This window comes from Paraburkholderia sp. A3BS-1L, assembly GCF_051125215.1.
GTDB lineage: Bacteria > Pseudomonadota > Gammaproteobacteria > Burkholderiales > Burkholderiaceae > Paraburkholderia.
Window position 1 is genome coordinate 524,165 of the sequence record NZ_CP120442.1, and the last position, 24,181, is coordinate 548,345.

The following is a 24,181-nucleotide window of genomic DNA, read 5'->3' on the forward strand; positions in this document are numbered from 1 at the left end:
TTTCAATCCCGGGGTTTCACTTTCGGACCTGCCTTCGGCCCGACCGCGTGGGTATGCACGAAATCGAGCGGCACGCGCTTGCCCGCGAGGTAATCGTCGACGCATTGCATGACGAGCGGCGTGCGGTGGCGCGCGCTCGCGGCGCGCAGCTCATCGGCGCTCATCCACAGCGCGCGGACGATGTCCGGATCGAGCGCGCGCGGCTGCGGCTCGCTCGCGACGCTGCCGCAGTAAGTGAAGCGCAGATATGTCGTGCCGCTTTCACCGGGCTTGCCGAAATGTGTCATGTACATGCCGACCAGTGCCTCGGGCGCGAACGCATAAGCGGTTTCTTCGAGCGTTTCGCGCACGACCGCCTCGTGGAGCGTCTCGCCGGCTTCCAGATGCCCGGCGGGCTGATTCAGGCGCAAGCCGGCCGGCGTGTGCTCCTCGACGAGCAGAAAGCGCCCGTCGCGCTCGACGATTGACGCCACGGTGACGTGGGGTGCCCAGGTTTCATCATTCATGGGCCGCTATTTTACCGGCACCCGCCCAAGACTGCCGGGGGCCGGATCGCGCGCCCGGTCCCGCTATCCAGTGCGCATGGGGACACGAAGGCGCCCTATGCGGGGTATCGTCGACCGTCCGGTCGGACATCTAAAAGTGTTGTGTGCAGTGCACAAAAACGCGCAATTTCGGCTTCAGTCGCGCTCGCGGTTTCGGTTAAAGTGGTGCGGCAGTTTGCCGTTGCAATAGAAAGCCGGCGGGCCTCGCCGGCTTCACTCCGCTCGATTAGAGCCAGATTAGAAAGAAAGCAGGTCGAGGAGGAAACAGCGATGCATATCGGAGTGCCCGCAGAGACGCGGGCGAACGAAACCCGCGTGGCCGCGACGCCGGAGACAGTCAAGAAGTACGTCGCGCAGGGTCACACGGTCACTATTCAGGCAGGCGCCGGCGTTGGCGCGAGCTTTCCCGACGAGGCCTACACGGCCGCGGGCGCGCAGATCGCCGACGCGGCCGCCGCCTTCGGCGCCGAGCTCGTGCTCAAGGTCCAGTCGCCCTCGGTCAGCGAGCTCGCGTTCATGAAGCGCGGTGCGGTGCTGGTCGGCATGCTCGATCCCTTCAATGCGGAAAATGCCCAGAAGCTCGCCGAAGCGGGCGTGACGGCGTTCGCGCTCGAAGCCGCGCCGCGCACCACGCGCGCGCAGAGTCTCGACGTGCTGTCCTCGCAGGCCAACATTGCCGGCTACAAGGCGGTGCTCGTGGCGTCCAATCTTTATCCGCGCTTCATGCCGATGCTCATGACGGCGGCCGGCACGGTGAAGGCCGCGCGCGTGCTGATCCTCGGCGCGGGCGTGGCGGGCTTGCAGGCGATCGCCACCGCGAAGCGTCTGGGCGCCGTGATCGAGGCTTCGGACGTGCGTCCGGCGGTGAAAGAGCAGATCGAGTCGCTGGGCGCGAAATTCATCGACGTGCCCTACGAAACCGATGAGGAGCGCGAAGCGGCGCAGGGCGTGGGCGGCTACGCGCGCCCGATGCCGCCCTCGTGGCTCGCGCGCCAGTCGGCGCTGGTGCACGAGCGCGCGAAGCAGGCCGATATCGTCATCTCGACCGCGCTGATCCCGGGCCGCGACGCGCCCACGCTGCTGCCCGCCGACACCGTGCAGGCGATGAAGCCGGGCTCGGTCGTGATCGACCTCGCGGCCGGGCGCGGCCCCGTCGCCGATCCGGCCACCGGCCGGCGCGGCGGCAACTGTCCGCTCACCGAAGCAGACAAGGTGGTCACGCACCACGGCGTGCAGATCTGCGGCTACACGAATCTCGCGTCGATGGTGGCCGCCGATGCCTCGTCGCTCTACGCGCGCAACCTGCTCGACTTCCTGAAGCTGATCGTCACGAAGGAAGGCGCGCTCAATATCGATCTCGCGGACGACATCGTCGCGGCCACGCTGCTGGCCCGCGACGGCACCGTCACGCGCAAGACCTGAGGAGACCCGGCAATGGAACTGATCAACCATACCGTCATCAACCTGATCATCTTCGTGCTGGCCGTGTATGTGGGCTATCACGTCGTGTGGAACGTCACGCCCGCGCTGCATACGCCGCTCATGGCCGTTACCAACGCGATCTCGGCCATCGTGATCGTGGGCGCGATGCTGGCGACCGGCCTCACGGTGGGTGGCGCGGGCAAGTTCTTCGGCACCTTCGCCGTGCTGCTCGCAGCGGTGAACGTGTTCGGCGGCTTCCTCGTCACGCGGCGCATGCTCGAAATGTTCCGCAAGAAGGAGCCGAAGAAGGCCGCGTCCGGCAGCAAGGAGGGCGCATGATGAGCATGAACGTCGTTACGCTGCTCTATCTGGTGGCGTCGGTCTGCTTTATCCAGGCGCTCAAGGGTCTCTCGAACCCGCGCACCGCGCGCGCCGGCAACATGTTCGGCATGGTTGGCATGGCCATCGCCATTCTCACCACGGTTGCGCTGATTGCGAAGCAGTCGGCCCAGTTCGGCTCGAACCTCGGGCTCGGCCTCGGGCTGCTGTTCGGGGCACTGGTGGTGGGCGGCGGCCTGGGGGCATTCGTGGCCGCGCGCGTCGAGATGACCAAGATGCCGGAGCTCGTTGCCGCCATGCACTCGCTGATCGGTCTCGCGGCGGTGTGCATCGCGTATGCGGTGGTCTCGGAGCCGGCCGCGTTCGGGCTCGTGGCCGAGGACGCGCCGTATCCGGGCTTCCTGCCTTACGGCAACCGCATCGAACTGTTCATCGGCACCTTCGTGGGCGCGATCACGTTCTCGGGTTCGGTGATCGCCTTCGGCAAGCTCTCGGGCAAGTACAAGTTCCGCCTGTTCCAGGGCGCCCCGGTCGTTTATCCGGGGCAGCACCTGATCAACCTGATGCTCGCGCTGGGCATGATCGGCTTCGGCATTCTGTTCTTCCTCACGCAGTCGTGGCTGCCGTTCATCATCATGACGGCGATCGCGTTCGCGCTCGGTGTGCTCATCATCATCCCGATCGGCGGGGCGGACATGCCCGTCGTGGTGTCGATGCTGAACTCGTACTCGGGCTGGGCGGCGGCGGGTATCGGCTTCTCGCTGAACAACGCGATGCTGATCATCGCGGGCTCGCTGGTGGGCTCGTCGGGCGCGATTCTCTCGTACATCATGTGCCACGCGATGAACCGTTCGTTCTTCAACGTGCTGCTGGGCGGCTTTGGCGCCGAGGCGGGTGGGGCGTCGTCGGCCGGCGCGCAGGAGCAGCGTCCGGTGAAGTCGGGTTCGGCCGACGACGCCGCGTTCATGCTGGGCAATGCCGAGAGCGTCGTGATCGTGCCGGGCTACGGGCTGGCGGTCGCGCGCGCGCAGCATGCCTTGAAGGAGCTCACGGACAAGCTGGTGGAGAAGGGCGTGGACGTGCGCTACGCCATTCACCCCGTGGCGGGCCGCATGCCGGGCCACATGAACGTGCTGCTCGCGGAAGCGGAAGTGCCCTACGACATGGTGTTCGAGATGGAGGACATCAACAACGAGTTCGGCCAGACCGACGTGGTGCTGGTGCTGGGCGCGAACGACGTGGTGAATCCGGCGGCGAAGAACGATCCGAAGTCGCCGATCGCGGGCATGCCGATCATCGAGGCCTACAAGGCGCGCACGATCATCGTGAACAAGCGCTCGATGGCGGCGGGCTATGCCGGTCTCGACAACGAACTGTTCTACATGGACAAGACCATGATGGTGTTCGGCGACGCGAAGAAGGTGATCGAGGAGATGGTGAAGGCGGTGGAATAAGCGCCATCGCCGAAGTTTCCTGGCTACACAAAGCGCGCAGCGATGCGCGCTTTTTTTACGCCTGTATCAGACCGTCACGCGTACCCCGCGCGGTGTTACGTCGACGGTGCTTCTACGCGCCGCAAATAATCGCCGAGCCGTCTCCCGCTCACGTCGGGAAACGGCTCGAGCACTTCCACGTCGTTCATCCGCGCGATGTTGAAGTTGCGGAAATCCTCCCGCATTTCGCACCACGCGCCGATTGTCCACTGCGCCCCCCAGTACACGAGCCCGAGCGGCCAGATGCGCCGCTGCGTATGCGCGCCGATGCGGTCGCAATACGCGAAGCGCACCACCAGCCGCGAATCGACGGCGCGATGCAGCGCGTCCACTTTCTCCGAATACGCGGGATCGACGTGATACGACGGCACGAACACGGCGATGCGTTCGAGCACCGCGCGCTTGTCGGCGGGCATGGCCGCGGCGATCTTCGCGAGCGCGCCGCGCGCCCCGCCCGCGAGCACCGCGCCGCCCCACGATTCGGCCATGCGCGCGCCCACGGCGAGCGCGGTGAGCTCGTCGGCCGTGAAGGTGAGCGGCGGCAGGCTTGCCGTGCGCGCGAGCCGGTAGCCGATGCCCGCTTCGCCTTCGATCGGCACGCCCGAAAGCTGCAGGTCGCGCACGTCGCGATAGACGGTGCGCGGCGACACCTCGAGCCACTGCGCGAGCTGCTGCGCGGTGGTGAGACGGCGGCCGCGCAGCAGCTCGGCGATGCGGAACAGGCGGTCGGCTCGGCGGGTCATGGGTGGGTCGTTGGGGGTGGGCCAGAACGGTCGACGGGTTCGGACGGGCAGCTCGGACGGCCAGTTGGGATGGCCGCTTAAAACGGCCGCTTAAAACGGCCGCTTAAAACGGCCGGTCCGGACAGCGAAGAACCGTGTGGCCGCAAGCATGACCGGAAACGGTCCCGAGGATGATAGCGCCCCAGCGCTCAGCCCAGCTTGGCAGCGTGCAAGCCGACGCGGTTGCCTTCGGTATCGATGAAGAAGCCGATATAGCCGTAGTTGTTGGGCAGCTCCACGGCAGGGCCCTGCTTCTTGCCGCCGGCCTTTTCCACGCGCTCGAGCACGGCCGTGATCGACGGCTGCGCGTTCAGATACACGAGCACGCCTTTCGGGTCCGGCTTGGCGTCGCGCGGATTAAACACGATGCAGCCGCCGGTTTCGGCTTCCGTATGCGAGAACAGCGCCATCGGCACGCCGCCGACCACTTCGCGCTGCAGCGACGTATCAAGGGCGGTTTCGTAAAAGGTGGCGGCACGGTCCAGATCGTGTGCGGGGATTTCGAACCACGAGATGACACGGGAAACTTCGGTCGACATGATGCGCTCCTCGGATGCCAATGGTGTCGATGGCGGATGCGGTGAAATGGCGGCGGCTGGCGGGATGCCGTGGCGCCGGCCTGCCCGCAACGCACTTGATGTCGCGCGGGCTGGCGTAGGAAGGAGTGTGCCGTGGGGCTACTGACAACGTGTTGTCAGTAGCTTTGACAGCACGTTCACCGCGCTGCGCCGCGCCATGCCGGCAGGCGTTTTCGAGAGAGAGGCGCGCGCAAATCTGCTGTAATCGACGGATTGATTCTTCCTTGTTCTCTCGATCCGGCGGCTCGTGGCCTGCCTTGCGCTTCATGTCTCCAAACATCTCCATCATCACGCCCACGGCCAACCGCGAGGCCTTTCTGCCGGCGATCGCGCGCTGTGTGGCGCGTCAGCAGGTCGACTGGGAGTGGCTCGTGCTCGACGACAGCCCCCAGCCCAGCGCCTTCATGCGCCAACTCGCCGACACCGACCCGCGCGTGCGCTACTACTGGTCGAAGACGCCCATGTCGATCGGCGCGAAGCGCAATTTCCTCGTGGGCGAGTCGCGCGGCGAGTTGATCGCCCATTTCGACGACGACGATCATTACGCCTCGCACTATCTCGCGACCATGGCGCGGCTGTTGCGCGAAAGCGGCGCGCAGCTCATGAAGCTATCGACGTTCTGGATGTACGCGCCGCATACGCAGTTTCTGGGCTATATGGACCTGAATGCGCGCGTGGGCCTGCATTACGTGCTCAAGGGCAAGGAAGTGGGCACGGTGACCTTCCACGAGAAGATGCAGATCGGCGCCGATTTCATTCTTTTCTATGGCTTCGCATACGTTTACCGCAAGGCGCTCTTCGACATCGCGCGCTTTGACGACGTCAACCTCGGCGAAGACGAGAGCTTCATCCGCCGCGTGGTGGAGTCGGGACAGAAAGTGCTCGCCGCCGACGACACCCAGGCGAGCTGCCTGCATCTGATTCACCCGGCTTCCACGTCGCGCTGCTTTTCGCGGCATTCGCTGCCGGTCTTCCTGCTGCCTAGACTCTTTCCGGAGTACCAAGGATATCCGCTGCCCGTCGAACCGGGCGGAGCGGCGGTCGGGCCTGCGCGCGTCTGAAACGCGGACGCGGCGCAGGGGTTACATCGTGCGGCTCGTTAGCTGTTTGGGCCGGCGCTGTCCGGGTTCTTGCCAGCGGCGGCGTCCTGGCCGGCGCCGGCAGGGCGCTGGCGCACGCTGCCCGCGATCAGGTCGAAGCGGAACAGGCGGCATTCGAGCGCGCCGTTGAAGAGCGGCGTCTTGGCCGCTTCGCGCAGACGCAGCTGCCCAGGCAGCTTGCGGTCCGAGGTCAGGAAGAACGCGCGCCAGCCCGTGAAGCGCTGCTTGAGCGCGTCGCCGAGCGCCTGGAAGAATTCGGCGTCGGGTGCGTCGGTATGGACGCGGCGGAAGGCCTCTTGCTCCTCGTAGTCGTCGCTGCGTGGCGCGCGGGCTTCGCCGCGCGCGTTGCGCCCGCGCACCTCGATACGCTCGCCATACGGCGGATTCGCCACGAGAATCCCGTTGCCTTCTGCGGGCGGCGTCATGTTGCGCGCATCGAGCTGCTTGAGCGGCACCTCGCCAAGACCCGCGCGCGCGAAGTTGGCGCGCGCCTTCTCCAGCATGACGTCGGAAATGTCGCTGCCGAAAATGCGCAGCTCCGTCGCGCGGCTCATGGCGGTGTTGCGCAACGTGTTCGCCTCGCTCTTCAGATGGCGCCACGCGGCGGTGTCGGCCTGCTTCAGACGCTCGAAGCCGAAGCTGCGCGACAGCCCCGGCGCGATGTCGAGCGCGACCTGGGCGGCTTCCGCCAGGAACGTGCCGCTGCCGCACATCGGGTCATAGAGCGGCATCTCGGGCGTCCAGCCCGTGAGGCGCAGGATGCCGGCGGCGAGATTCTCGCGCAGGGGCGCGGCGCCCTTGTCCAGACGCCAGCCGCGCTTGAAGAGCGGCTCGCCCGAGGTGTCGAGGTAGAGCGTGCAATCGTTCGCGGTGAGGAAGGCGAACACGCGCACGTCGGGATAGGCAGTATCGACGCTGGGGCGCGCGCCGGCCTTGTCGCGCATGCGGTCGCAGATCGCGTCCTTCACGCGCAGGGTGGCGAATTCGAGGCTGCGCAGCGGCGACTTGATCGCGGTGATGTCGATGCGGATGGTCTCGTTCGGCGAGAACCATTTTTCCCATTGCTGCTCGCGCGCGAGCGCATAGATGTCCTGCTCGCCGCGATAGGGCCGCTGGGCGATTTTCAGGAGCACGCGGCTGGCAATGCGCGAATGCAGGTTCGCGGCCATGCCGCCGGCCCAGTTGCCGCGAAAATGCACGCCGCCGGGCACTTCGGCGCCCACCTGGAGCGCGCCGGGCGGCAGGCGCCGCTGCGCGATTTCGGCCAGTTCGGCGGCGAGCGGGGCTTCGAGGCCGCGCGGGCAGGGAGCAAAGAAATCGAAAGACATGAGAAGAGAGGGGACGCTGCGAGGAAGGCGCTATTGTACGCGGGTTGGCGTGAGTCCCTTCAGGCGGCTGGCCGTGCGAGCGGCCTGATTCTCACGCGAGGGCCGGCGGACTTGCCAAAGATTCCACTGGGTTTGCATGCCGCGCCAATGCTCGGGGCGTTTTCCACGCCCATCCCGTCTTATCGTCCGTCAGCTCACGGCACGATGCCGTTCATTGGCTTTCAGCCCTCCTGATTCGCGCCGCGCCCCCGCCGGATCGGCCACACCAGATCGATCGGATGGCGCGTCACGCGCCGCCAGAACGCACGCATGAGCGGACGCACGTCCTGGCGCCCGAGGTCGCGTGAGCGCACCGCCATGTGCAGCGCGAGCGCGAAGCTCACCGTCACGTTGAGGACGGCCATGCTCGCCACGCCGGCCACGGCCCACCAGAGCTCGCCGGTTTTGAGCGCAGCCGTGCCGAGCACGCCGAGCGCCACGCCGATCGAGCCCGCCGAGAGCGTCACGTGGCGCACTTCGAAGTGGAACGCGACGGCCGAAACAATCGCCGGCACGAGGCCGAGCATCATGCCCAGCACGACGTTGCCCCATACGCCCGCCACGTTCACGCGGCAAAAGCGTGCGAGGCGCGCGGCGCCCGGTGCGCCCAGCGTCATGCGCAGGCGCCGGTTCCACGCGAGCGCGTCCTCGACGCGATGCAGCACGAACCAGTTGTCGGCCCAGCCGGCGAACAGACTCGACGCCCACAGCAGCACGCCGGTGAGCGCGGCGTAGAACGGCGTCGGGCCGATCAGCGAGAACGACTGGAGCGTTGCGTGCGCCTTCTCCGGCGCGATCAGGTTCGCGTGGAACAGCCAGCCGAACGCGAGCTGGATCGCGAGACAGGCCGGGAATACGAGCAGCACGTTGCCGAGCACGGCGGCGGCCTGGGTGCGGATCAGCGCCACCACCGACGACACGAAGCGCGCGCGCCCCGCGGGCTCGTTGGCACCGTCGAGTTCGCGCGCGAGCGTGGGCGCGGTCATCGCGGGCTGCTTGGTCGCGAGCGAAAAGTGGCAGAAGTGCATGACGAGAAAGCTCAGCGCGTAGTTGATACCCGCGAAGAGCCCTTCGATCATCGCGGGCAGGTGCGCGCCCGTGATGCCGAATTTCACGAAGACCGTCACCGCCGTGACGAGGCCGCCGCCCGCCGCCATGCGCAGCATCGTGAGGTATTCGGCACGGTCGCGCGCGATGTAATGCTCGCCCGTGTCGGCGGAGAGCTCCACCACCTTGCGCGAAAGCAGCGCGAAGTTGCTGCGCACGAGGTGGGCCATGCTCTGGCTTTTCTGGTTCGCGCGGACGAGATCGGCAACGAGGCGCGCCTGCGTCGCGGGATCGTCGGCGGCCATCCACGCGTCGAGCAGACGCTCCGCGCGCACGATGCGCATGCGCATGCGCTGGACCTGGAACACCGTGTCCACGCGCACGCCGTGGCGGTAGAGATGCGCGAAGACGCCGTCGGTGGCTTTGCGGCAGTCGTCGAGCAAGAGGCGCAGCCACGTCACTTCCTGCAGCAGCCGCGTGGGCTTGCCCGCGTCACGTGCGTTTTCCACTGCGAGCATCGCGCGCGTGAGGCGGAAGAACGACAGCTTTTCGACGGCGACGTGCGCGTCTTCGTTCGAAAGGCGGCTGCGCACCGTCGGCGAGAGACCCGTCGAGCTGATCTGGCAGGTCAGGTTGTGCAGCGCCGTGAGCAGGTCCAGCGAGAACTCGTTGGGCAGCGCTGCTGAAGCGACAAGGCGCGCGGCGCCCGCGCCGTCTTCGTCGGGAAGCTGGGCCGGGACGACGGCGGGTTCGACCGCCGCTTCCGGCTGCACCGCGCCGGGCTCGGCGATCAGGGTCCGCAGCCGGGCGAGCAGGTCGCGCGGCAGTGTGGCGATCCACTCGGGGTCGTGGGTCGACGGGAACATCAGCGTGAAGAGCGCCGCGAGGTCGCGGCGGTTCGGCGCGGGCGGGATCAACTGCGCCTGCATCCGGCCCACGAGCGCGCCGAACAGGTTCGAGTGGACCGGCATGCCTGCGTCGCAGAGCAGGGTGATGCTGTCGCTTTCGCGCAGCAGCTTGCGCACCATCGCGCCGACGTTGGCCTTCCATGCCGGATTGCGGTCCAGCACGTGCAGCAGGTAGCGCACGCGCGCATGCTCGGGCGGCGCGCGCAGCGGCGCATCGGGCGCGCTGGCGGCGGCTGCGATGGCATCGGCGTCGAGCTGGCCGCGCCGGTGGATCCAGTGTGCGAGTTCGATCAGCCAGTCGCTGCGTTCCGCGTAGGGGGCATCGGCATCCGCGATGGCGAGCAGCGCATCGAGTTGCTGAACTGCGCTGCGCGAAGCGCGCCATTTTTTCCAGAGCGTCTTGAGCGAACGAAACATACCAATGCGTCAGGCAGTAGGGTAAAGCGACATTGAACTAACCCGCTGAAGCGGGAGGGTGGTTGGCCAGCGACATCGGCTCCGGGACCATCCATAGGGCGCGAGAGCTCGGCGTGGACGTTGGCGCACAGGGGCGGAGGCCAAGCCGGTGGGCACCTAGCGTGTACTATTGCGCATGCCCGGAGCCGGAGGGAACGCGAATACGGACGCGGCGGGCCGCGTCCGCTCGGGTGCCCGCGCTGGGACTCAGCCGGCCGTTGCGGCGGTGGACACGGCCTGCGGGCAGGCGATGCTGGTCGCGGGCGGCAGGTGCGCGGAAGAGGCCTTCGCGCCGTTCTTCGCCGTGGTCCTGGTGCTGGACGTCGCGCTCGCCTGCGGCGCGGCGGCGAGCGTGCGCACGCCGCTCGCGATGGCCTGCGAGAGCGCCGCCACCGCGCGCCGGTGGCCGACTACGAGCGCGTCATAGCCGTCGCCGACGGGTTCGTTGAGCACGCTGCGGCAGGTCATGACCGTCTGTGAGTCGAGTGCGCGCACGCTCCAGACCGCGTCGATGAGGGCATGCGAGCCCGGCCACGATTCGAAGCGCTGCACGTTCACGCTCACGCGATAGACCGGCACGCCCTCGGGATGCGGCGAGCCGTACACGTCGATGGCGCCGAGCTGCTGGGTGAGATCGCCGGAGAGCGCGCGGCGGATTTCGTCTCCGGGCAGCGAGGCCCAGCGTTCCTGCTCGAGCACCTTGACCTGGTTGGCGTCGTTCTGCACGACGAACTGCAGCTTCGCGACTTGCGGCGGGACGTCGACCGGTGCCACCGCCACGAGCAAAGCTTGATTGCCCGTGGTCGAGGCGACGCTCGCGTGCGCGGCGTCGTCAGTGGGGCTCAGCGTGTAGAAGCGGCTGCCGGGCGAGGCGCAGCCCGCGAACGCGGCCACGAGGGCGAGTGCTGAGAGGGCTGGGGCCGGGGCTGCCGGGAGCCGCAGGGGGAGCCGGCGAAACGTCATGGCTTGTCTCCTGATTTGCCGCGCAGCAGCGATTCGGGATGACGCTCCAGATAGTCGGAGAGCGCGTTGAGGGATTGCAGCGTGCGCGTGAGTTCCTGCAGCGCCTGATGCACGTCCGATTGCAGCGGCGAATCCTGCTGCAGCGTGGACTGCGCGGCGTTGAAGGTCTTCTGCGCCTGGTCGAGCGTGCCGCGCATCTGCGGCAGAATCTCGTCGTTGACCTTGCCGAACAACTCGTTCGCGTTCTTCAGCGAGTCGTTCAGGTTGTTGCCGATCTGATCGAACGGGATCTTGTCGAGCTTCTTCGCGATGTCGGCGACTTGTGCCTGCAGTTCCTCGAGCGAGTTCGGGATCGTCGGCAGTTCCATCGGGACGTGGTCGAAGTCCACCTTCGCGGCTGGCGCCTTCGGGAAGATGTCGAGCGCGACGTAGAGCTGGCCGGTGATCAGGTTGCCGGTGCGCAACTGACCGCGCAGGCCGCGCGCGACCAGCCGCTTGACGAGCTCCTGGCCTTGCGGCGTGCCCGGTACGGGCGCCTCGCCGTGAATGCGTCGTGCGAGGCGTTGCGGATACAGGTCCATCGTCACCGGCATCGTGAAGTTGCGCTCCTTCGGGTCGTACTCGATGCCGATGCCCGTCACCTGGCCGAGCACGATGCCGCGGAAGTCGACTGGTGCGCCTACCGAAAGGCCGCGCAGCGACTGGTTGAAGTACATCACCACGCGCTGCGGCGCGCCGTCCGGCTCGCGCATGGCTTCGGCCTCGTCGGCGGCGAGCGTGAAGGTCGAGTTGTCGGGTGCCTGCGGGCCCATTCCCTGACCCGACGGCGCCTGGAACGCGAGGCCGCCTACCACCACGGTCGCGAGCGATTGCGTGTTGATCTTGATGCCGTTCGAATCGAGCTGCACATTTACGCCGCTCGCGTGCCACCAGCGCGTGTTGGTGCCCACGTACTGATCGTAGGGCGCGCTCACGAACACCTGCACCGTGACGCCGTTGCCGTCCTTGTCGAGCGAGTAGCCCGTTACCTGGCCCACCTGGATGCGCCGGTAGAAAATGGGCGTGCCGATGTCGAGCGAGCCGAGCGCTTCGCTATGCAGCGTGTAGCGGTGGCCCTTTTCGTCGATGGTCACGGCGGGAGGCGTCTCAAGCCCGACGAAGTCGCTCGCGGTATCTTCCGAGCGGCCCGGGTCGGCGCCAATGTAGGAGCCCGAGAGCAGCGTGCCGAGACCTGAGACGCCGCTCGCGCCGATGCGCGCGCGCACAACCCAGAAGTGGCTGTCCTTTTTGGCGAATTTTTCGGCGTCCTTGGTGAGCTCCACGGTCACCAGCACGCGCGAGAGATTCGGCGAAAGCTTGATGGCACGTACCGAGCCGATGTCGACGTCCTTGTATTTGACCTTGGTTTTGCCAGGCTCCAGTCCCTCGGCGCTCAGGAAGCTGATCGTGATGGTCGGGCCGCGCGAGGTCACCGATTTCACCACGAGTGCGATGCCGATCAGCGCCGCGACGAGCGGCACGATCCAGACGAGGGAGGGGAGCCAGCGCCTCGGCTTGACGATGTCCGGCTCGGGGAGGTCAGGCGGCAGCGAGCCGCCTCCTGAAGGCGGGTTCGGTCCTTGCGGACTATTCATGAGGGCGATCCTGAGAGTGTTGCGGCGGTTGCTGTTTGTCTTCGTCTACCGGATCCCAGATGAGGCGCGGATCGAACTGCATCGACGCCAGCATCGTCAGTACCACGACCGAGCCGAACGCAATCGCGCCGGGTCCCGCCGTAATCACCGCAAGCGAATGGAAGCGTACCAGCGCGACGGTCAGTGTGACAACGAACACGTCCAGCATCGACCAGCGGCCGATGAACTCGACGAGCCTGTAGAGCTTCGTGCGCTCGGCGGGGCGCCACCGGGAGCGGCGCTGCGCCGTGATGCAAAGCAGCGCGAGCACGGAGAGCTTGAGCATGGGCACAAGAATGCTCGCGATGAAGACGATCACCGCGAGCGGTGCGTCGCCCGAGGTCCAGAAGTAGGCGACGCCGCTCATGATGGTGTCGTCCTCGTCGCCGACGAGCGAGGCCGTGTGCATCACCGGCAGCAGATTCGCGGGAATGTACAGGATCGCGGCGGCGAACAGCAGCGCCCAGGTGCGCGTGAGGCTGTCGGGGTTGCGCACGTGCATCGGCGAGTGGCAGCGCGCACAGCGTATATGGGCGGCCTGGCGCTCGCGCGGTTGCACGTGGCCGCAGGCGTGGCAGGAGACGAGGCCGGCGTCGCTGGCGGTGACGAATTTCATCGGGTTGCCTCGGTGCGCTGGGGGTTCGTTGGGTTCATCGCGGGCTCAAGCCAGAGGCGTCGGCGCTGCCGCCGGGCTGCTTCGGCACGGCCGGATCGCGAATTTCGGGGCTGGAGAGCGGGTGGTTCGGGAGCTTCGGGCCGTTTGGTCCGCTTGGTCCGCTTGGACCGCTTGGACCGCTTGGACCGCTTGGTCCGTCCGGGCCGATGTCGGGTCCGCCGCCCGACCCCGTTCCGCTGTCCGCCGGTCCGGCGCCGCCCAGCCGCGCGGCACGCTGGCGTTCGCGCAGGTCGTCGGCGATGTCCCATAGCGTGCGTGCGTCGAAGGTCAGGACCACGGTGATCATGAGCGTGAGCGTGCCGAACGCGAACAGCGCGGTTTCCGGAATCACGCGGGCAAGGCTCACCATCTTCACGATGGTGATGAGCACGCCCAGCATGAAGACTTCGAGCATGCCCCACGGACGCACGAACTGGATCGTGCGCAGCACGAGGTTGAATCCCGGTGGAATGACGCCGCGCCGGATCGGCAGGAGTACATAGAGCAGCGCGACCAGTTCCGTGAGCGGGCTAAGGATGGTGGCGCAAAAGACCATCACCGCGACGATCTGCATGTTCTCGTTCCACAGCACCACGAGCGCGCCGAAGAGGCTCGACTGCGAGACGATTCCGTTGGCATCGAGCTCGATGATGGGAAACGACTGGGCGATGACGAACGTGACGAGCGCGGCGACGGTGATGGCGCAGATGCGGTCGAGTTGCGACGACGCGCTGCTATAGAGCGTGGCGCCGCAACGCGTGCAGCGTGCGCTTTGTCGCCCGAGCAGGCGAGGCTTTTTGTAGAGCGCGTCGCATTCGTGACACGCGATCAGATTGTCCAGGGCCATGCGGGCGGAAGACGCAAAACGACGTGAAAGGAGCGAAAAGCGCTGGTGCCGCAACGGCACGGCATCTGCACTGCCGGCCATGTTACCAAAGGAGGCTGGCAATACGTGCTTCGACGAGCGGAGGCGGCGGGCCATGTCACCGCCCGAGCGGCGCGAGAGTGTGCCATGTTTGTTGCAGTTGCGTACGGCGGCCGCGCACCAGTCATGCGCCAGCGCAAGTGGGCAAGCCGGGCTTACCGTCGCTGGCCTTGCCGCACTCTCGTGTTGCACTGCATCACGCGTGAGGAGCAATGCGCGATCCCGCAGGTGCATGCATGCGCGGCGCCAGGTTATCTTTCGTTCTGAGCGGCCGAGTGACCGGCCATCCCTCCAAGGGCTCGCGCGGGCGGCGGGTACCATTGACGGAGGCTCCCGGCGCCCGGGGTGGGGAAGAGCATGGAAGCATTGATCGCAATCGCGCGTTTGGCTGGAGGCCGGGCGCGCGCGGGCAAGGTGCGGGCGGCGCTCGCACGTGCCGTGCCCATCGTGACCCGCGTGCTCGTGGTGCCGGTGCTGCTGGCCGCGAGCAGCGCGGTCTGGGCGCAAATGGACGCGGGCAAGAGCACGATCGTGGCCGTCTCGCGGCAAATGAGCGTGCCCGTGGAGGGCCGCTTCACGAAGTTCGATGCGCAGATCAACTTCGATCCGGCGAAGCCGGCGGCGGGCACGGCGCGCCTGACGGTCGATACGGGCAGCTACGATCTCGGCGACGCGAGCTACAACGACTCGGTGCGCGGTCCCCAATGGTTCGACGCGAAGGCCTACCCGCAGGCCACTTTCGTCTCCACGTCGATCACGCCGACGGGTCCGAACCAGTACGGCGTGAGCGGCAACATGACGATCAAGGGGCATACGCAGCCCGTCGTGGTGCCGGTCGTGCTCACCCAGCAGGGCGCGACGCAGACCTTCGACGGCACGCTGCCCATTCATCGGCTCGCGTTCGACATCGGCACGGGAGAGTGGAAGGACACCTCGACCGTTGCGGACGAAGTGCTGATCAAGTTTCACATCGTCGTCACGCGCAAGTAGCGGCCAACGAGTGAGCAACGCGCGAAAAAAAAGCCGGTTCGCGAGAACCGGCTTTTTGCTTTCCATTGCGTTCGATCGCGCTCGATCGTATGCGACGCCGCGCGGGGTTTAAACCTGGGCGCCCGCGTTTGGATCGTTCGGATCGTACTTCTCTTTCTTGTCCTTGATGAGATCCTCGCGCTTCACGCCGAGCCACATCGAGAGCGACGCGGACACGAACACCGACGAGTAGATGCCGAACAGGATGCCCACCGTCAGCGCAAGCGCGAAGTAGTGCAGCGTCGGGCCGCCGAAGAAGAACATCGAGAGCACCATCATTTCCGTACAGCCGTGGGTGATGATGGTTCGCGACATCGTGCTCGTGATCGCGTGGTTGATGACTTCGATGACGGTCATCTTGCGCTCGCGTCGGAAGGTCTCGCGAATCCGGTCGAAGATAACGACCGATTCGTTCACCGAATAACCGAGCACTGCGAGCACCGCCGCGAGCACGGAGAGCGAGAACTCCCACTGGAAGAACGCGAAGAAGCCCAGAATGATCACCACGTCGTGCAGGTTGGCGATCACGCCGGCCACGGCGTACTTCCACTCGAAGCGGAACGACAGGTAGATGATGATGCCGGCGACCACGCACGCGAGCGCCAGCAGGCCGTCGGTGGCGAGCTCCTTGCCGACCTGCGGACCGACGAACTCCACGCGCTGCAACTGCACCTGCGCATTCGCGGTCTTGAGCGTGGACATCACCAGATCGCTTTGCTGCGCCGAGGAGAGGCCCTGCTTGATCGGAAGGCGGATCAGCACATCGCGCGAGGTGCCGAAGTTCTGCACCTGGGCGTCGCCATAGCCGATCTTCGCGAGCGAGTCGCGCACGGGTTCGAGCGGGACCGCCTGCGGGTATTGCACTTCGATGACCGTGCCGCCCGTGAACTCGATTGACAGGTGCAGGCCGCGGTGAAACAGGAAGAACACCGCCGCGATGAACGTGATGAAGGAAATCGCGTTGAAGATCAACGCGTGCTTCATGAACGGGATGTCCTTGCGGATGCGGAAAAATTCCATTTTCTTGACTCCGTATCAGCGGGACGAGCCCGGGGTGCCGGAACCGTCAGGATTGTTCCGACGGCGCACGACCGGCTTGGCGCGCGCGGCGCCCTTGGCGCCGGCCTTCGCGGTTTCGCGCGGCTTGGTCGACTGGGCCACGGCGCGGCCCGTGTCGGTGCCGGCGTCGGACGCGCCCAGCGCGCGCGCGCCTGCAGCTTCGGGTTCCGGACGCCACACCTGGCCCACGGCCAGCGACTTGAGCTTCTTCTTGCCGCCGTACCAGAGATTCACGAGACCGCGCGAGAAGAACACGGCCGAGAACATCGAGGTCAGAATGCCGATGCAGTGCACGATCGCGAAGCCGCGCACCGGACCCGAGCCGAACGCGAGCAGCGCGAGACCGGCGATGAGCGTGGTCACGTTCGAGTCGAGAATCGTCGCCCAGGCGTGCGCATAGCCGTTCTGGATCGCCAGCTGCGGCGGCGCACCGTGGCGCAGCTCTTCGCGCACGCGCTCGTTGATGAGCACGTTCGCGTCGATCGCCATACCGAGCGCGAGCGCGATGGCGGCGATGCCCGGCAGCGTGAGCGTGGCCTGCAGCATCGAGAGCACGGCCACGAGCAGGAGCAGGTTCACCGAGAGGCCGATCATCGAGATCAGGCCGAACAGCATGTAGTAGCAGATCATGAACACCGCGATCGCGGCAAAGCCATAGACCACCGAGTCGAAACCCTTGCGAATGTTGTCCGCGCCCAGGCTCGGGCCGACCGTGCGTTCCTCGATGATGTCCATCGGCGCGGCGAGCGAGCCCGCGCGCAGCAGCAGCGCGAGGTCGGCGGCGGCCTGCGGCGTGGGCTGTCCCGTGATCTGGAAGCGGTCGCCGAGTTCCGACTGGATCGTGGCCACCGTGAGCACTTCACCCTTGCCCTTCTCGAACAGCACCATCGCCATCGGCTTGCCGATGTTGTCGCGCGAGACGCTGCGCACCGCGCGCCCGCCCGCCGAATCCAGACGGATGTTCACCGACGGGCGGTTGTGCTCGTCGAAGCCCGCCGAGGCGTCGATGATGCGGTCGCCCGTGAAGATCACCTGCTTGCGCAGCAGCACGGGGCCGACGTTGCCTTGCGTGAAGAGCTCGTCGCCCGGCGGCACCGGATCGGACGGGTTCGGATGCAGGCCGTTCGGGTCGGCGAGACGCGCTTCGAGCGTGGCCGTGCGGCCGATGATGTCCTTCGCCTTCGCGGTGTCCTGCACGCCCGGCAGCTCGACCACGATGCGGTCGTCGCCTTGCTGCTGGATCACGGGCTCGGCCACGCCGAGCTCGTTCACGCGGTTATGCAGCGTCTGGATGTTCTGCTTGAGCGCGGCGTCCTGAACCGACTTCCTCACGGCCGGCGTGAAGGTGCCGACGAGCTGCGCGCCGCCATCGGGCGCGTTCTGCGTGGCCCAGACGAGCTCGGCGACGCCGCTCGAGCCCGAGAGCACCTTGCGCGCCTGCTCGGCCACGGCCGGATCGGCGAAGTTGATCACGACGCTCTGGCCGACGCGGTTCACGCCGCCGTCGCGGATGTTCTTGTCGCGCAGGATCGTGCGTGCGTCCGAAGCGTCGGAGTCGAGCTTCTTGTTGAGCGCGCCGTTCATGTCGACCTGCAGCAGGAAGTGCACGCCGCCGCGCAGGTCCAGACCGAGGTACATCGGCAGCGCGTGCAGCGCCGTCAGCCAGCGGGGCGAGGCGCTTTGCAGGTTCAGCGCGACGATGTAGCTCGGGTCGTTCGGGTCGGGGTTCAGCGTCTTCGCGAGCACGTCCTTCAGACGCAGCTGCGTGTCCGTGTCGGCGACGCGCACGCGGATGTTCGCGTTCAGCGACGAGTTGTCGAACGTGACGTCGTCGGCCTTGATGTTGTTCGCGGGCAGCGCGGCTTCGATCTGCGCGAGCGTGCCCGAGTCCAGCTTGACGGTGGCTTTGCCGCTCGATACCTGGACCGCCGGCGCTTCGCCGAAGAAATTGGGCAATGTGTACACGAGGCCGATGACGAGCGCCACCAGCATCACGACATATTTCCAGAGGGGGTAACGGTTCATTGGTTGGCCCAACGGGGGAGGGAAATGGCCTGCACGATGTGCGCGCGTCCGACCGCGCCTTCATGATGCCCTTGCGGGCGTTTCAGCGGCAGGGCCGGACGCGCAAGGCCACTGATAAACGCAGCGGCCTGGAGAAGACGATCGCTAAAGGCTTACAGCGACTTGATCGTGCCCTTCGGCAGGATGGTCGAGACCGACGACTTCTGCACGGTGATTTCCGTGCCGTCCGCGATTTCGACGCCGACGTAGGCTTCGCTAACCTTGGTCACCTTGCCGACGATGCCGCCGCTCGTGATGACTTCGTCGCCCTTGGCCATGGCGGCGAGCATGTTGCGGTGTTCCTTCTGGCGCTTCATCTGCGGACGAATCATGATGAAGTACAGCACGGCGAACATCAGAATGAGCGGCAGGAAGCTCATCAGGCTCGATTCTGCGCCGCCGACTGCGGAGCCTTGGGCGAAGGCATTGGAAATGAACGACACGTTGGTCTCTCCGTTTATACGATCACTACGATCAAAGATACGATCAAAAAGCGAGCCGGGTATTCTACCACCGGCAAGATACGCGACGACGGCGCAAAATGGGCTTTCCGATCAAGCTGTTATCACGTATTAGCCCGCCTGGGCGGGATGCGACGCGTTTGGCGTGGCCGGAAAAGCGCTCATGAAGCACCATCGAGGCGAAAGGCAATTGTAAAGTCTGGCGGCGCTCGTCGTATTCCGATATCGGAAAGCTTCGAAAGCGCCGCGGCCAACACTTCCGCCACGGCACCGCGCTCAATCCACGCCGCGCGCGCGGTTTTCGGCAAAACGCGTCCTGAACGCCTCGAACGTCTTCGTTTCGATGGCCGTGCGCATCTCGCTCATCAGCTCGAGGTAGTAGTGCAGGTTGTGGATCGTGTTGAGCTGCGCCCCGAGAATCTCGCCCACGCGGTGCAGATGGTGCAGGTAGCCGCGCGTGAAGTTGCGGCAGGTGTAGCAGCCGCATTGCTCGTCGAGCGGGCGCAGCGAGTTGCGGTGCACGGCGTTGCGGATCTTGATGTCGCCAAAGCGCGTGAAGATCCAGCCGTTGCGCGCGTTGCGCGTGGGCATCACGCAGTCGAACATGTCGACGCCCGAGGCCACGCCCGCCACCAGGTCTTCGGGCGTGCCCACGCCCATCAGGTAGTGCGGCTTGTCGGCGGGCAGCTTCGGCGCGATGTGCTCGAGCACCCGCATCATGTCTTCCTTGGGCTCGCCCACCGAAAGGCCGCCGATCGCGTAGCCGTGGAACGGCATCTGCGAGAGGCCGGCGAGCGATTCGTCGCGCAGATCCTCGAACATGCCGCCCTGCACGATGCCGAACAGCGCGTTCGGATTGCTTAAGGCGTTGAACTCGTCGATCGAGCGCTTCGCCCAGCGCATCGACATGCGCATGGAGTCGGCCGCTTCCTTGTGCGTGGTGGGCACGCCGTTGGTCGCGTAGGGCGTGCATTCGTCGAACTGCATGACGATGTCCGAGTTCAGCACCTTCTGGATCTGCATCGACACTTCGGGCGAGAGGAACAGCTTGTCGCCGTTCACGGGCGAGGCGAAGCGCACGCCGTCTTCCGAGATCTTGCGCAGGTCGCCGAGCGAGAACACCTGGAAGCCGCCCGAATCGGTGAGGATCGGCCGGTTCCAGCCCATGAAGCGGTGCAGGCCGCCGTGCGCCCCGATCGTCTCCAGACCCGGGCGCAGCCACAGGTGGAAGGTATTGCCGAGGATGATCTTCGCCTGCATCTCTTCGAGTTCGCGCGGCTGCGTGGCCTTGACCGTGCCGTAGGTGCCCACGGGCATGAAGATCGGTGTTTCGACCACGCCGTGATTGAGCGTGACGCGGCCGCGGCGGGCGAGGCCGTCGGTGCCGAGCAGCTCGAATTTGAGGCCGTTTTGCGGGCGTTCGCCCAGGTATGCGCCGTGTTCGGCGCGTGCGTTGCTTTGATGACCGTCGGTCATGCGGTAACTCCTGTGCAACCGGAAAACAGTCCGGCGCAGATAGTGAAACGCCGTCGCACGTATGTGTTACGCGCGACGGCTTGGGAAAAGTGTGCGAACCCTGTCAGGCGCTGAGCGCGTTTTCGGTTCTGCTCAGCAGCATCGCGTCACCATAGCTGAAGAAGCGATACCGCTCTTCGATCGCGTGACGATAGGCGGCGCGGATCGTCTCGATGCCCGCGAACGCCGAAACCAGCATCAGGAGCGTCGACTTCGGCAGGTGAAAGTTCGTGACGAGCCGGTCCACCACGCGGAACTGGTATCCCGGCGTGATGAAGATGTCGGTCTCGGCGGACGTGGCGGCGAGTTCGCGGCCCGCGTTCGCCGCATCGCGCGCGGCGGCTTCGAGCGCGCGCATCGAGGTGGTGCCCACCGCGATCACGCGGCCGCCGCGCGCACGCGTGGCGGCGATCTTGTCGACGAGCGATTGCGGCAGCTGATACCACTCGCTGTGCATCGTGTGATCGGCGATGTTCTCCACGCGCACCGGCTGGAACGTGCCCGCGCCCACGTGCAGCGTGAGCGTGGCGCGCTCAACGCCTTGCGCGTCGAGCCGCGCGAGGAGCGCGTCGTCGAAATGCAGGCCCGCCGTGGGCGCGGCCACCGCGCCCGGGTTTTGCGCGAACACGGTCTGGTAACGCGTCTCGTCGTTCGCGTCGGCGTCATGCGTGATGTAGGGCGGCAGCGGCAAACGGCCGAATTGCTCGATCAGCGTGAGGCAGTCGTCGGGGAAATGCAGCGTGTAGAACGGCTCCACGCGCTCGCCCACCGTGACGTCGAACGCATCGGCCAGACGCAGCACGGTGCCGGGCCCCGGGCTCTTGCTCGCGCGGATCTGCGCGAGCGCCGTGCGCGCGCCGGTCAGGCGCTCGACGAGCACCTCGATCTTGCCGCCGCTGGCCTTCTGGCCGAAGAAGCGCGCCTTGAGCACCTTGGTATCGTTGAAGACGAGCAGGTCGCCGCGCGCGATGCACGCGGGCAGCTCCGCGAAGCGGCGGTCGGTGAGGCGCGCGGGTTGGCGTGGCAACTGCGCGGTGTTGTCCACCTCCAGCAGACGGCTCGCGCTGCGCTCGGGCAGGGCGGTTTGAGCGATCAGCTCGGCAGGGAGATCGAAGTCGAAATCGGAAAGCTTGAACATGCGGACTGATGAAACGGAAATACGGCTTAAGACCCGGGGTGCGCTGCTTTCGAGCCGATGAACCGCCGGGCGATGGCCCGCGGTTGCGCCCCAAAATGCGGCCGCAATGGCCGCCTGCGTACAGCGAGCGGCTATGATTGCGGGACGTGCCCGCGCGTTTGGGACATGCCCGTGGAACGGGCGGGTCGCGCGTTACGCGCCGCGCCTTGCCGGAAAGCCGATATTGTACTTGCGAAGCTGCTCATGCCCTCGTCCGTTAGCCGATTGATTTCCCAAGCCGATGCCACGAGCGAAGCGCACGACGACGTGCGCGAGCCGCAAGCGCCGCAAACCGCAGCGCCGCGCAAACGCGCGGTCCGCAAGCCATCCGCCGACAAAGCCACAGCGAAGGGCGGCGAGGGCGCTACGGCCAAGGACAAGCCCAAGCTCGCCAAAACCGCTGACCGCCTCGCCAAGCTCGGCCTCACGCGTGACATCGACCTCGTGCTGCATCTGCCGATGCGCTACGAGGACGAGACCACGCTCACGCCTATCGGCGAGCTGTTGCCGGGCGGCATGGCGCAGACCGAAGGCGTGGTGTTCGACAACGAGATCGCCTATCGCCCGCGCCGCCAGTTGCTCGTGAAGCTGCGCGACCCGGAGCACGCGGGCGGCGACGAACTGCATCTGCGCTTTCTGAACTTCTACGGCTCGCAGGTCACGCAAATGGCCGTGGGCAAGCGCCTGCGCGTGCGCGGCGACGTGCGCGGCGGCTTCTTCGGCATGGAGATGGTGCATCCGGCGGTGAAGGTCGTGGAAGGCGACACGCCGCTGCCGCAGGCGCTCACGCCGGTTTATCCGTCGACGGCCGGCGTGAGCCAGGCGTATCTGCGCAAGGCGATCGACAATGCGCTCTCGCGCGCCTCGCTGCCTGAACTCCTGCCCGAAGCCGTTGCGCGCGAGTTCCTGGCGCCGCTCAATCTGCCGCAACTGATGGATGCGGTGAAGACGCTGCACCATCCGCCCGTGGACGCCGACGAGCACGAGTTGATCGACGGCACGCACCCCGCGTGGACGCGCATCAAGTTCGACGAACTGCTCGCGCAGCAGCTTTCGCTCAAGCGCGCGCACGAGGAGCGCCGCACGCGCGCCGCGCCCGCGATGGCGCGCCACGTGGCCGGACGCGATTCGGGCACGGCGCTGCTCGCGCGCTTGCGCGCGGCGCTGCCGTTCACGCTCACCGGGGCGCAGCAGCGCGTGGTCGAGGAGATCGCGCGCGACCTCGAAGAGCCGCACCCGATGCAGCGTCTGCTGCAAGGCGACGTGGGCAGCGGCAAGACCGTCGTCGCGGCGCTCGCGGCCGCGCAGGCCATCGACGCGGGCTATCAGGCCGCGCTCATGGCGCCCACCGAAATCCTCGCGGAGCAGCACGCGCGCAAGCTGCGCGGCTGGCTCGAGCCGCTCGGCGTGCAGGTGGCCTGGCTCTCGGGCAGCCTCAAGGCAAAGGAAAAGCGCGCCGCGCTCGAAGCCGCGGCGCTGGGCACCGCGCAACTGGTGATCGGCACGCACGCGATCATTCAGGACGCCGTGGAATTCGCGCGGCTCGGTCTGGTGATCGTCGACGAACAGCATCGCTTCGGCGTCGAGCAGCGACTCGCGCTGCGCGCCAAGGCCCAGAACGCGAAGACGCCGGAGCAGGCCACGGGGCAGAGAACGGCTGCCGCGCCCGCGCGCGAGTTCCAGCCGCACCAGCTGATGATGTCGGCGACGCCCATCCCGCGCACGCTCGCCATGACGTATTACGCGGACCTCGACGTCTCCACCATCGACGAGCTGCCGCCCGGCCGCACGCCGATTCTCACGAAGCTGATCTCCGATGCGCGCCGCGAAGAGGTGATCGCGCGCGTGCGCGCGGCAGCGCTCACGGGGCGCCAGGTGTACTGGGTGTGTCCGCTGATCGAGGAAAGCGAGACGCTGCAGCTGCAGACTGCGGTGGAGACTTATGAAACGCTCGTGGCCGCGCTGCCCGAGCTCACGGTCGGGCTCGTGCACGGGCGGCTTGCGTCGGCGGACAAGGCCGCCGTGATGGACGCGTTTTCGCGCAACGAAGTGCAGCTGCTGGTCGCGACCACGGTGATCGAAGTGGGCGTGGACGTGCCCAACGCCTCACTGATGGTGATCGAGCACGCCGAGCGTTTCGGGCTCGCGCAACTGCACCAGTTGCGCGGACGGGTGGGGCGCGGCAGTGCGGCGTCGGTGTGCCTGCTGCTTTATAGCGGGCCGCTCTCGTTGACCGGACGCGCGCGGCTGCAAACCATGCGCGAGACCACCGACGGCTTCGAGATCGCGCGCCGCGATCTGGAGATTCGCGGTCCCGGCGAGTTCCTCGGCGCGCGCCAGTCGGGCGCGGCCATGCTGCGCTTCGCGAACCTCGAAAACGACGCCTGGCTGATCGACCCCGCGCGAGACGCGGCGGAGTGTCTGCTGCGCGAATGGCCGCACGTCGTCACGCAGCATCTGAACCGCTGGCTCGGTGCGCGCGAGCAGTACCTGAAGGCCTGACGAAGGCCCCGGGGCTGACTGCGGACGTCGTCGTCAGCGCAAGTGACACATGCGCGGAACCCGCGCGCCGCTGTGCCGTCTGAGCGTTCATGTGATCCCGCCCCGCATAGGGGTGTTGATT

At 66.6% G+C, this 24,181-nt stretch carries 20 protein-coding genes; 6 read left to right on the forward strand and 14 right to left on the reverse strand.

Going from position 1 to position 24,181, the window contains the following annotated elements; translation table 11 throughout:
• Positions 1 to 2: 2 nt before the first annotated feature.
• On the reverse strand, positions 3 to 506 hold the full coding sequence (locus P5W99_RS02385) for an NUDIX hydrolase (protein WP_421023043.1): 504 nt from the start codon (positions 504 to 506) through the stop codon (positions 3 to 5).
• A 309-nt stretch (positions 507 to 815) separates the two neighbouring features.
• Between P5W99_RS02385 and P5W99_RS02390 the strand changes: the two genes are divergently transcribed.
• Genes P5W99_RS02390 through P5W99_RS02400 form a run of 3 tightly spaced genes read left to right on the forward strand, consistent with a single transcriptional unit; the run spans position 816 to position 3,760 of the window.
• Positions 816 to 1,967: a Re/Si-specific NAD(P)(+) transhydrogenase subunit alpha gene (locus tag P5W99_RS02390; protein ID WP_421023044.1), complete on the forward strand. Its 1,152-nt coding sequence runs from the start codon at positions 816 to 818 to the stop codon at positions 1,965 to 1,967.
• Between the two features lie 12 nt (positions 1,968 to 1,979).
• A complete protein-coding gene (locus P5W99_RS02395; RefSeq protein WP_413186317.1) occupies positions 1,980 to 2,306 on the forward strand; it encodes an NAD(P) transhydrogenase subunit alpha in 327 nt (108 codons plus the stop codon).
• Positions 2,306 to 3,760, forward strand: coding sequence for an NAD(P)(+) transhydrogenase (Re/Si-specific) subunit beta (locus P5W99_RS02400; protein ID WP_421042672.1), 1,455 nt, complete (start codon positions 2,306 to 2,308; stop codon positions 3,758 to 3,760). Before P5W99_RS02395 ends, P5W99_RS02400 begins: the two co-directional genes overlap by 1 nt.
• A gap of 95 nt (positions 3,761 to 3,855) precedes the next feature.
• On the opposite strand, the gene P5W99_RS02405 is transcribed toward P5W99_RS02400, so the two are convergent.
• Entirely contained in the window at positions 3,856 to 4,542 is a 687-nt protein-coding gene (locus tag P5W99_RS02405; protein ID WP_421042538.1) for a helix-turn-helix transcriptional regulator, read from the reverse strand.
• A 188-nt stretch (positions 4,543 to 4,730) separates the two neighbouring features.
• Entirely contained in the window at positions 4,731 to 5,120 is a 390-nt protein-coding gene (locus P5W99_RS02410; protein ID WP_421023046.1) for a VOC family protein, read from the reverse strand.
• Positions 5,121 to 5,425: 305 nt separating this feature from the next.
• Here P5W99_RS02410 and P5W99_RS02415 point away from each other — a divergent pair, with 305 nt between their 5' ends.
• Entirely contained in the window at positions 5,426 to 6,220 is a 795-nt protein-coding gene (locus tag P5W99_RS02415; RefSeq protein ID WP_421042537.1) for a glycosyltransferase family 2 protein, read from the forward strand.
• A gap of 38 nt (positions 6,221 to 6,258) precedes the next feature.
• On the opposite strand, the gene P5W99_RS02420 is transcribed toward P5W99_RS02415, so the two are convergent.
• The 6 genes from P5W99_RS02420 to P5W99_RS02445 form a co-directional block, all read right to left on the reverse strand.
• Positions 6,259 to 7,587: a THUMP domain-containing class I SAM-dependent RNA methyltransferase gene (locus P5W99_RS02420; protein WP_421023048.1), complete on the reverse strand. Its 1,329-nt coding sequence runs from the start codon at positions 7,585 to 7,587 to the stop codon at positions 6,259 to 6,261.
• A gap of 221 nt (positions 7,588 to 7,808) precedes the next feature.
• Positions 7,809 to 9,998, reverse strand: coding sequence for a site-specific recombinase (locus P5W99_RS02425; protein WP_421042536.1), 2,190 nt, complete (start codon positions 9,996 to 9,998; stop codon positions 7,809 to 7,811).
• A 246-nt stretch (positions 9,999 to 10,244) separates the two neighbouring features.
• Positions 10,245 to 11,000 (reverse strand): PqiC family protein, encoded by a 756-nt coding sequence (locus tag P5W99_RS02430; protein ID WP_421042535.1) that lies wholly within the window; start codon positions 10,998 to 11,000, stop codon positions 10,245 to 10,247.
• Complete coding sequence (locus tag P5W99_RS02435; protein ID WP_421042534.1) at positions 10,997 to 12,634, reverse strand: intermembrane transport protein PqiB; 1,638 nt, start codon at positions 12,632 to 12,634, stop codon at positions 10,997 to 10,999. The genes P5W99_RS02430 and P5W99_RS02435 overlap by 4 nt, the downstream gene beginning before the upstream one ends.
• Positions 12,627 to 13,289, reverse strand: coding sequence for a paraquat-inducible protein A (locus P5W99_RS02440; protein WP_421042533.1), 663 nt, complete (start codon positions 13,287 to 13,289; stop codon positions 12,627 to 12,629). The genes P5W99_RS02435 and P5W99_RS02440 overlap by 8 nt, the downstream gene beginning before the upstream one ends.
• A gap of 34 nt (positions 13,290 to 13,323) precedes the next feature.
• Positions 13,324 to 14,175 (reverse strand): paraquat-inducible protein A, encoded by an 852-nt coding sequence (locus tag P5W99_RS02445; RefSeq protein WP_421073886.1) that lies wholly within the window; start codon positions 14,173 to 14,175, stop codon positions 13,324 to 13,326.
• Between the two features lie 585 nt (positions 14,176 to 14,760).
• Here P5W99_RS02445 and P5W99_RS02450 point away from each other — a divergent pair.
• Positions 14,761 to 15,243, forward strand: a complete 483-nt coding sequence (locus P5W99_RS02450; RefSeq protein WP_421042671.1) for a YceI family protein — start codon at positions 14,761 to 14,763, stop codon at positions 15,241 to 15,243.
• Between the two features lie 108 nt (positions 15,244 to 15,351).
• On the opposite strand, the gene secF is transcribed toward P5W99_RS02450, so the two are convergent.
• The 5 genes from secF to queA form a co-directional block, all read right to left on the reverse strand.
• The gene (gene secF / locus P5W99_RS02455) at positions 15,352 to 16,302 is read right to left on the reverse strand and encodes a protein translocase subunit SecF (RefSeq protein ID WP_421042531.1); all 951 of its coding nucleotides are present in this window, start codon (positions 16,300 to 16,302) and stop codon (positions 15,352 to 15,354) included.
• Positions 16,303 to 16,317: 15 nt separating this feature from the next.
• On the reverse strand, positions 16,318 to 18,366 hold the full coding sequence (gene secD, locus P5W99_RS02460) for a protein translocase subunit SecD (protein ID WP_434661646.1): 2,049 nt from the start codon (positions 18,364 to 18,366) through the stop codon (positions 16,318 to 16,320).
• Between the two features lie 152 nt (positions 18,367 to 18,518).
• A complete protein-coding gene (gene yajC / locus P5W99_RS02465; RefSeq protein WP_035526866.1) occupies positions 18,519 to 18,848 on the reverse strand; it encodes a preprotein translocase subunit YajC in 330 nt (109 codons plus the stop codon).
• A 294-nt stretch (positions 18,849 to 19,142) separates the two neighbouring features.
• Entirely contained in the window at positions 19,143 to 20,342 is a 1,200-nt protein-coding gene (tgt, locus tag P5W99_RS02470; protein WP_421042529.1) for a tRNA guanosine(34) transglycosylase Tgt, read from the reverse strand.
• 103 nt (positions 20,343 to 20,445) lie between these two features.
• A complete protein-coding gene (queA, locus tag P5W99_RS02475) occupies positions 20,446 to 21,519 on the reverse strand; it encodes a tRNA preQ1(34) S-adenosylmethionine ribosyltransferase-isomerase QueA (protein WP_421073496.1) in 1,074 nt (357 codons plus the stop codon).
• A gap of 243 nt (positions 21,520 to 21,762) precedes the next feature.
• Here queA and recG point away from each other — a divergent pair, with 243 nt between their 5' ends.
• The gene (recG, locus tag P5W99_RS02480) at positions 21,763 to 24,060 is read left to right on the forward strand and encodes an ATP-dependent DNA helicase RecG (RefSeq protein ID WP_434661648.1); all 2,298 of its coding nucleotides are present in this window, start codon (positions 21,763 to 21,765) and stop codon (positions 24,058 to 24,060) included.
• Positions 24,061 to 24,181 lie beyond the last annotated feature (121 nt).

Excerpts from the sequence above, each read along its gene's own strand:
- recG (WP_434661648.1), top strand. The coding sequence starts at position 21,763 with ATGCCCTCGTCCGTTAGCCGATTGATTTCCCAAGCCGATGCCACGAGC.
- P5W99_RS02385 (WP_421023043.1), bottom strand. The coding sequence starts at position 506 with ATGAATGATGAAACCTGGGCACCCCACGTCACCGTGGCGTCAATCGTC.
- P5W99_RS02420 (WP_421023048.1), bottom strand. The coding sequence starts at position 7,587 with ATGTCTTTCGATTTCTTTGCTCCCTGCCCGCGCGGCCTCGAAGCCCCG.
- P5W99_RS02405 (WP_421042538.1), bottom strand. The coding sequence starts at position 4,542 with ATGACCCGCCGAGCCGACCGCCTGTTCCGCATCGCCGAGCTGCTGCGC.
- P5W99_RS02410 (WP_421023046.1), bottom strand. The coding sequence starts at position 5,120 with ATGTCGACCGAAGTTTCCCGTGTCATCTCGTGGTTCGAAATCCCCGCA.
- P5W99_RS02440 (WP_421042533.1), bottom strand. The coding sequence starts at position 13,289 with ATGAAATTCGTCACCGCCAGCGACGCCGGCCTCGTCTCCTGCCACGCC.
- P5W99_RS02450 (WP_421042671.1), top strand. The coding sequence starts at position 14,761 with ATGGACGCGGGCAAGAGCACGATCGTGGCCGTCTCGCGGCAAATGAGC.
- P5W99_RS02430 (WP_421042535.1), bottom strand. The coding sequence starts at position 11,000 with ATGACGTTTCGCCGGCTCCCCCTGCGGCTCCCGGCAGCCCCGGCCCCA.
- P5W99_RS02435 (WP_421042534.1), bottom strand. The coding sequence starts at position 12,634 with ATGAATAGTCCGCAAGGACCGAACCCGCCTTCAGGAGGCGGCTCGCTG.
- P5W99_RS02400 (WP_421042672.1), top strand. The coding sequence starts at position 2,306 with ATGAGCATGAACGTCGTTACGCTGCTCTATCTGGTGGCGTCGGTCTGC.
- P5W99_RS02425 (WP_421042536.1), bottom strand. The coding sequence starts at position 9,998 with ATGTTTCGTTCGCTCAAGACGCTCTGGAAAAAATGGCGCGCTTCGCGC.
- tgt (WP_421042529.1), bottom strand. The coding sequence starts at position 20,342 with ATGACCGACGGTCATCAAAGCAACGCACGCGCCGAACACGGCGCATAC.
- P5W99_RS02395 (WP_413186317.1), top strand. The coding sequence starts at position 1,980 with ATGGAACTGATCAACCATACCGTCATCAACCTGATCATCTTCGTGCTG.
- P5W99_RS02445 (WP_421073886.1), bottom strand. The coding sequence starts at position 14,175 with ATGGCCCTGGACAATCTGATCGCGTGTCACGAATGCGACGCGCTCTAC.
- secD (WP_434661646.1), bottom strand. The coding sequence starts at position 18,366 with ATGAACCGTTACCCCCTCTGGAAATATGTCGTGATGCTGGTGGCGCTC.
- P5W99_RS02390 (WP_421023044.1), top strand. The coding sequence starts at position 816 with ATGCATATCGGAGTGCCCGCAGAGACGCGGGCGAACGAAACCCGCGTG.
- P5W99_RS02415 (WP_421042537.1), top strand. The coding sequence starts at position 5,426 with ATGTCTCCAAACATCTCCATCATCACGCCCACGGCCAACCGCGAGGCC.
- queA (WP_421073496.1), bottom strand. The coding sequence starts at position 21,519 with ATGTTCAAGCTTTCCGATTTCGACTTCGATCTCCCTGCCGAGCTGATC.
- secF (WP_421042531.1), bottom strand. The coding sequence starts at position 16,302 with ATGGAATTTTTCCGCATCCGCAAGGACATCCCGTTCATGAAGCACGCG.